The 6,635-nt window shown below is 52.6% G+C and carries 7 protein-coding genes; 5 read left to right on the plus strand and 2 right to left on the minus strand.

The annotated features are described in order from the left end of the window. The first annotated feature begins 429 nt into the window (after positions 1-429). Positions 430-1,566, plus strand: a complete 1,137-nt coding sequence (locus AP057_RS08795) for an IS110-like element ISGka2 family transposase (protein WP_055358559.1) — start codon at positions 430-432, stop codon at positions 1,564-1,566. Between the two features lie 462 nt (positions 1,567-2,028). On the opposite strand, the gene abc-f is transcribed toward AP057_RS08795, so the two are convergent. Next, the gene (abc-f, locus tag AP057_RS08800) at positions 2,029-3,960 is read right to left on the minus strand and encodes a ribosomal protection-like ABC-F family protein (protein WP_033016753.1); all 1,932 of its coding nucleotides are present in this window, start codon (positions 3,958-3,960) and stop codon (positions 2,029-2,031) included. A gap of 95 nt (positions 3,961-4,055) precedes the next feature. Between abc-f and moaC the strand changes: the two genes are divergently transcribed. The 4 genes from moaC to tatC are packed head-to-tail and all read left to right on the plus strand — an operon-like array spanning position 4,056 to position 6,141. Further along, positions 4,056-4,544, plus strand: coding sequence for a cyclic pyranopterin monophosphate synthase MoaC (gene moaC / locus AP057_RS08805; protein WP_055358561.1), 489 nt, complete (start codon positions 4,056-4,058; stop codon positions 4,542-4,544). Between the two features lie 15 nt (positions 4,545-4,559). After that, positions 4,560-5,201, plus strand: coding sequence for a redox-sensing transcriptional repressor Rex (locus AP057_RS08810; RefSeq protein ID WP_033010037.1), 642 nt, complete (start codon positions 4,560-4,562; stop codon positions 5,199-5,201). A 17-nt stretch (positions 5,202-5,218) separates the two neighbouring features. After that, a complete protein-coding gene (gene tatA, locus AP057_RS08815; RefSeq protein WP_031406010.1) occupies positions 5,219-5,371 on the plus strand; it encodes a twin-arginine translocase TatA/TatE family subunit in 153 nt (50 codons plus the stop codon). A gap of 20 nt (positions 5,372-5,391) precedes the next feature. Beyond that, positions 5,392-6,141 (plus strand): twin-arginine translocase subunit TatC, encoded by a 750-nt coding sequence (gene tatC, locus AP057_RS08820; RefSeq protein WP_033016804.1) that lies wholly within the window; start codon positions 5,392-5,394, stop codon positions 6,139-6,141. A 151-nt stretch (positions 6,142-6,292) separates the two neighbouring features. On the opposite strand, the gene AP057_RS08825 is transcribed toward tatC, so the two are convergent. Then, a partial coding sequence (locus tag AP057_RS08825) for a transposase (protein WP_152968869.1) occupies positions 6,293-6,635 on the minus strand: 343 nt, incomplete at its 5' end.

The raw sequence follows: 6,635 nt of genomic DNA on the forward strand, positions 1-6,635 counted from the left end.
GTCTTGTCCCAGGTGCAACGGGCGGCCTAAGGCCTCCCCCCTGCGAACGGAAGAATCGTTGGACAACGAGATGACACCGGAGAAGCTGGCGTGATTTYATCCATTCGACCTTGAGTCCCYAAAGGAGCTTGGCCGGCCTCCGCCTGATGACGAGACCGAACGAGGGAATGTTGGCGCGAAGACGCCCGGAGACATGGGAGGGTTCGTCCTCATCAGCGACGCGGAGATCCAAAGGGTGCATCGAATATGCTTCCCCCCCGCGGCAGGAAAATATAACCAGCCGTGGCCGCGAAGCGCACCCTAGGTCTGTAAAATATCCACAAAACTGAAAAAGGATGTAAGGGATTTTGTCGAAAAATATTTTTTGGACACCCCTGAGAGGCCGAAAAGCCTTGATAGATCAACATTTCTAGAGGGAGGATTTTCATCATGGATGTCATCTATCCTCGCTGCGCAGGATTGGATGTTCATGCCGAAACCATCGTCGCCTGCGCGCTATGGGAAGAAGATGGACACATTCAAAAGGACATTCAAACCTTCTCCACGTTCTCGAAGGGACTTGGTGACCTGCTCGAGTGGCTCGAAGAACATGGCGTTACCCATGTCGCCATGGAATCCACCGGCGTGTATTGGAAACCGGTCTTCGCCTTCCTCGAGGGCTATGTCGACTTGACACTGGCCAATCCGCAGCGGATCAAAAATGTCCCGGGAAGAAAAACCGATGTCTCGGACGCCGAGTGGATCGCCAAGCTGCTCCGCCATGGACTCGTTGAAAAAAGTTTCGTCCCCCCRGCGGATATTCGCGAATTGCGGGATTTTACCCGCCTCCGCAAAAAGTGGGTCGGACAGCTGACTTCGGAGAAAAACCGGATTCAAAAAGTGCTCGAGTCTTCCAATGTCAAACTCGGCTCGGTCCTCTCCGATCTCTTCGGCGTTTCCGGAAAAGACATCCTCGCCCGGCTGCTGGAGAAGGGATACGTGGACAAGGACGAGTTGGATCAATGCCTGCGCGGAAGGCTCAAAAAGAAAAAGCAAGCGGTGTACGATTCGCTGCTCGGCACCTTGACCGAACACGAGCTCCGTCTCCGTCGCCTCTTGTGGAAACACGTTGAGGAATTGGAGCGGCTCATCGAAGAAGTCGACCAACACATCGCCCGCCTGCTCGAGCCGTATCGCGAGGAAGTGAACCTGCTGATGACCATGCCCGGAGTGAAAAAACAAACCGCCGCCGTCATCATCGCCGAGATGGGAACCGACATGAGCGTCTTTGAAACGCCGGAACGGGCGGCTTCATGGACTGGATTGTCCCCCGGCAACCATGAAAGCGCCGGAAAGCGAAAGAGCACGCGCACGACAAAAGGCAATCCCCATCTCCGATCGGCGTTATGCGAGGCGGCATGGTCAGCAGCTCGATCCAAGACGCATCCCTTGTCCCGAAAGTTTTGGTCGTTGGCGGCCCGGTGCGGGAAGAAAAAAGCCCTCATCGCCATTGCTCGGCGGATGTTGGTGATCATCTTTTGCATGATCTCCCGCAAAGAGCCGTTCCGCCAACCACAACTTATTTAGTCTAGCCAAAAGGCAGACAGGTTATACGAGATGCCTAAAATCGGGCACCTCTGCTTTCCTATTGCCTTTTTTGGCCATTTTCAGTATACCCTCACGGATCAGGAGCGTATACCGCACTCACCAAGTGGTGGGGATTTTCACGGAAAAGTGTGGATTTCTTTGTGGATAATGTGATTAACACAAAAACGGGGCTGACCTAAAAGGTCGCCTGCCTTCAAGATAGGCGCACGTCTAGTGCGGCAGAAACAGCAAGCATATATATGCAACGAAAGAGGGTGTTCCAATCCTTTGGGGACACCCTCTTGTCAGTCATCGTCCTTCACCTAAGAAGCAGCTTTCATGAACAAGGCAAAAGGCTGCTAAACGAGTTGGCCTGTGATCGGCCTGGCGCGGAGATGCGCACGAGCAGTGCACATGAAGTCGCTAGATGCCCGTGTTGGCGTTCCCTGGCAGCGGATTGTCTCAAAACGAGGCGTAGAGCTGTTCCCACTCGGCCAATAACGTTTCAAGCTGCTGTTTCCGCTTTTCGTTTTCTTGCGTGAGCTGCTGCACGGTTTCATAATCGCCGTATACAGACGGGTCGCACAGCTGCTGCTCGGTTTCAGCGATTTGTGCTTCCAGTGCGGCGATCTCGGCTTCGATCTCTTCCAGACGGCGCTGCCGTTGGCGCTGTCGTCTTTTTTCCTCTTTTTCTTGCTCGTATGTGGATTTGGCTGTTTCGCCGCTGTCCGGTGATGCGGGCGGGTGGGAGTCCAGGCGCGCCAATTCGCGCATTTCTTCTTTTTTCGCCACGTAATAGTCATAGTCTCCTAAATATTCGACAAGCCCATCGCCCGAGAGTTCAAACAGCTTTGTCGCGATGCGATTAATGAAATAGCGGTCGTGGGAGACGAACAAGATCGTTCCCGGATAGTCGACAAGCGCCTGCTCGAGCATCTCTTTGCTGTCAAGGTCGAGATGGTTGGTCGGTTCATCCAACAAGAGAACGTTGGCTTTTTGCAGCATGAGTTTGGCGAGCGCCAGGCGTGCTTTCTCTCCGCCGCTTAAGGCGGAAACCGGTTTTAAGACGTCGTCGCCGGAAAACAAAAAGTTGCCGAGCACGGTGCGAATTTCTTTTTCGGTTTTGTCCGGGTAGGCGTCCCACAACTCGTCGAGCACTCGTTTGTTTGTCGACAGTTCCGCCTGGTTTTGGTCGTAATAGCCGATTTTCACATTTGCACCGTACCGGAGCTTTCCGGATTGGACTGGGAGCTTTCCGGCGATCGTCTTCAACAATGTCGACTTGCCGATGCCGTTTGGTCCGACCAAGGCGACACTCTCCCCCCGTGTGATGCGAAAGCTGATTTGGCGGATGACCGGTGCGCCTTCGCGATAGCCGGCGGTCAATTGCTCTGCGGTGAGCACCTCATGGCCGCTCGGCCGCTCAATCGCAAAAGAAAAAGAAGCTGATTTTTCATCTCCGGCCGGGCGTTCAAGCCGCTCCATTTTTTCGAGCTGCTTTCGCCGGCTTTGCGCCCGTTTCGTTGTCGAGGCGCGGGCGATGTTGCGCCGGATGAAGTCTTCGAGGCGGGCGATTTCCTCCTGTTGCTTTTCGTATCGTTTTAGCTCTTGTTCGTATTGCTCGGCCCGAAGCTCCAAATAGCGGCTGTAATTGCCGCTATACCGCTTAAGCGTCGCGTTGGACAGCTCGTACACTTCGGTGACGACTTTGTCCAAAAAGTAGCGGTCATGGGAAACGAGCAGAACGGCGCCGGGGTATGCCTGTAAATATTGCTCGAGCCATGTGAGCGTATCGAGGTCCAAATGGTTCGTCGGCTCGTCTAAAATAAGCAAGTCCGGCTTGGCCAACAGCAGTTTTCCAAGGGCGAGCCGCGTCCGCTGTCCGCCGCTTAGCGAGGAAACGGGCGTTGTTTGGTAATCGTATGACGAAAATTGCAGCCCGTGCAAAACAGAGCGGATGTCGGCTTCATACTGATAGCCCCCTTGTTCTTTGTATTGCTCTTGCAAGTTGTCATACGCTTGAAGCGTTTTTTCGTAGCGGGACGGATCGGCGAGCAGATCCGGGTCGCCAAGCTGGGCGCCGAGCTCTGCCAGCTGCGCTTCGATCGCCCGGAGCGGCGCGAATACGTCCAGCATCTCGTCCCAAATGGAGCGTGACGAGTCGAGCCCGCTGTTTTGCGCCAAATAGCCGATTTTGATATGGCTTGGCTTGATGATTTCACCGCTGTCGGAAGAAAGTTCGCCGGCGATGATCTTCAGCAGCGTCGATTTGCCTGCGCCGTTGCGGCCGACAAGAGCAATGCGGGCGCGGGACTGTATTTCTAGTTTTATATTCGATAAAATAAGGTCAGCGCCAAAATATTTCGTGAGTCCATTCACTTGCAAAATGATCATGTCCGTCACCTCGCGAATAGTTTAACGTAAGTCGCGAAAACGGTCAAAGACAGATAACGAAAAATGGTGTATAGTGATAAATGGAGGAGATTGTCTTGTCATCGTTTACGCATTTCAATGAACAAGGCCGGGCGAAAATGGTCGACATTACACACAAGGAAGATACGATCAGGATAGCGGTGGCGAGAACGAGCGTCACCGTCAATGAAGAGATTTACGAAAAGATGACGAACAATGCCATTGAGAAAGGTGATGTGCTGGCGGTAGCCCAGGTGGCCGGGGTCATGGCGGCGAAAAAAACGGCCGATCTTATTCCGATGTGCCATCCGCTTATGTTAAAAGGCGTCGATATTGCCTTTGCTTGGGAAAAAGAGGCGGAAGCGTATAAACTTGTGATTACCGTGACGGTCAAAACGAAAGGGAGCACAGGAGTGGAGATGGAAGCGCTGACGGCGGCTTCGGTATGCGCATTGACTGTGTACGACATGTGCAAATCGCTCGATAAAGGAATGACGATCGGTCCAACGTATTTGGTCGAAAAAACGGGCGGGAAGTCCGGCCATTATCGACGGAAAACCGATTAGCTGGGGGATGAAACGATGAGCAACGAACAACCGAAAATCCCGCAGGCGACTGCCAAGCGTCTGCCGTTATACTATCGGTTTTTGAAAAATTTACATGCCTCAGGGAAGCAGCGCGTGTCCTCCGCCGAGCTGAGCGAGGCGGTGAAAGTCGATCCGGCGACAATTCGCCGCGACTTTTCGTATTTTGGCGCGCTCGGCAAAAAAGGATACGGGTATAATGTCAATTATTTGTTGTCGTTTTTCCGCCAGACACTTGAAGAGGACGAAGTGACCGAAGTCGCTCTGTTTGGCGTCGGCAATTTAGGCACCGCCTTTTTAAACTACAACTTTTCGAAAAATAACAACACGAAAATTGTCATGGCGTTTGATGTCGATGAACGGAAGGTCGGAACGACAGTCGGCGGGGTGCCGGTCTATCATCTCGATGAGCTGGAGGAGCGGCTTCGCGGCGACATTCCGGTCGCGATTTTAACCGTGCCGGCCGCCGCGGCTCAAGCGCTGACCGACCGCCTTGTCGCGCAAGGAATTAAAGGCATTTTAAACTTTACTCCGGCGCGGCTGAACGTGCCGAACCATATTCGCGTCCATCATATCGATTTAGCCATTGAGCTGCAGTCGCTCGTCTATTTTTTGAAAAACTATCCATCGCCATCGTAAAAAGGAGAGAACAACACATGAAATATTTGTTGCTCGTTCTTGTCATTTTGTTGCTGTTTGGCACGAAAAAGCTGCCGGAGTTGGGGCGGTCGTTCGGCCAGTCGCTTCGCGAGTTTAAAGACGCCACAAAAGGGCTCGCTGATGACGAAGAAACAAAAACCGACCGATGACAAGGCAGGATGGGGAAACGATGAATGACAAAGAAATGTCCGTGTATGAACACCTCGGAGAGCTGCGGAAACGGCTGATCATCGTGCTTCTCTTTTTCGTTGCGGCGCTTGTAGCCAGCTTCTTTTTTGTCGATGACGTCATTGTGTATTTGCAGCACACTGCGGAAGCGAAACAGCTGACGATGAACGCGTTCCGCCTCACCGATCCGATTAAAGTGTATTTTCAGTTTGCCTTTGTCATCGCCGCTGTACTGACCGCTCCGGTGCTGTTGTATCAAATTTGGGCGTTTGTCAGTCCGGGGCTGTATGAAAAAGAGCGGAAAGCAACGCTCAGCTACATTCCAGCATCGATCATTCTATTTTTAGCCGGGGTTGGTTTTGCGTATTTCGTCTTGTTTCCATTTGTCGTCCGGTTTATGAATCAGCTGGCGGAACGGCTCGGCATTCAACAGATGATCGGCATTAATGAATATTTTCAGTTTTTGCTGCAGCTCGTGCTGCCGTTTGGCATCGTGTTTCAGCTGCCGATTGTTGTCCTGTTTTTCACCCGCTTAGGGCTTATTACGCCGCAGCTTCTTGTTCGCATCCGCAAGTATGCGTATTTGGCGCTGCTTATTTTAGCGGCCGCCATTACGCCGCCGGATGTGTTGTCGCAAGTGATCGTCATGATTCCACTGACGCTTTTGTATGAGGGGAGCATCTGGGTTGCCAAAATCGGCTATCGAAAGGCGCAATTAGCGGCGGAGGAAGGAAGCGGCGATCCATATTGAGGGCAGCATCAAAAGGACGGTTCATACGGCGCCAGGCAAAAAGGGGCTGACCCAAAAGTCCGCCAAAAAGCGGACTTTTGGAGTCAGCCCTCTCTGGTTTTTGTATATTTTACCAAACGGAACAAAATTCCGACTCTGTTCTCCCCCTCATTTACGCCACCAAGGACAATTGCTTGTCCCTAGCGGCTTTTTTGAGAAGATTGTGGGCAGCACAAACCAGCCCCCATTCGATGGAAACTTTTTGGAGGCCTCGCAGGACAAAGCGACGAAACCCGCGATTTTGTTTGATTTGCCCAAATACACTCTCAATGTCGGTTTGGCGTTGGCGGTATCGGGCTTGCCCTTCTTCACTCTCCAACCGTTCGCGGGCTTTCTGTTTTTGTTCATGATAGACGGGGTTCCATTGCGTGGTTCGTCCATACTTGGAAGTCGTGCAGGCCGAACGGAACGGACATCCTTCGCATTCATGGCCTTGGTAGTGTCGGGTGACCGMK

Origin of the sequence: Geobacillus sp. Sah69 (assembly GCF_001414205.1) — a bacterium.
Lineage (GTDB): Bacteria > Bacillota > Bacilli > Bacillales > Anoxybacillaceae > Geobacillus > Geobacillus stearothermophilus.

Coding starts and splice junctions, on each gene's coding strand:
- abc-f (WP_033016753.1), bottom strand. CDS start 3,960: ATGATCATTTTGCAAGTGAATGGACTCACGAAATATTTTGGCGCTGAC.
- AP057_RS08810 (WP_033010037.1), top strand. CDS start 4,560: ATGAGCAACGAACAACCGAAAATCCCGCAGGCGACTGCCAAGCGTCTG.
- tatA (WP_031406010.1), top strand. CDS start 5,219: ATGAAATATTTGTTGCTCGTTCTTGTCATTTTGTTGCTGTTTGGCACG.
- tatC (WP_033016804.1), top strand. CDS start 5,392: ATGAATGACAAAGAAATGTCCGTGTATGAACACCTCGGAGAGCTGCGG.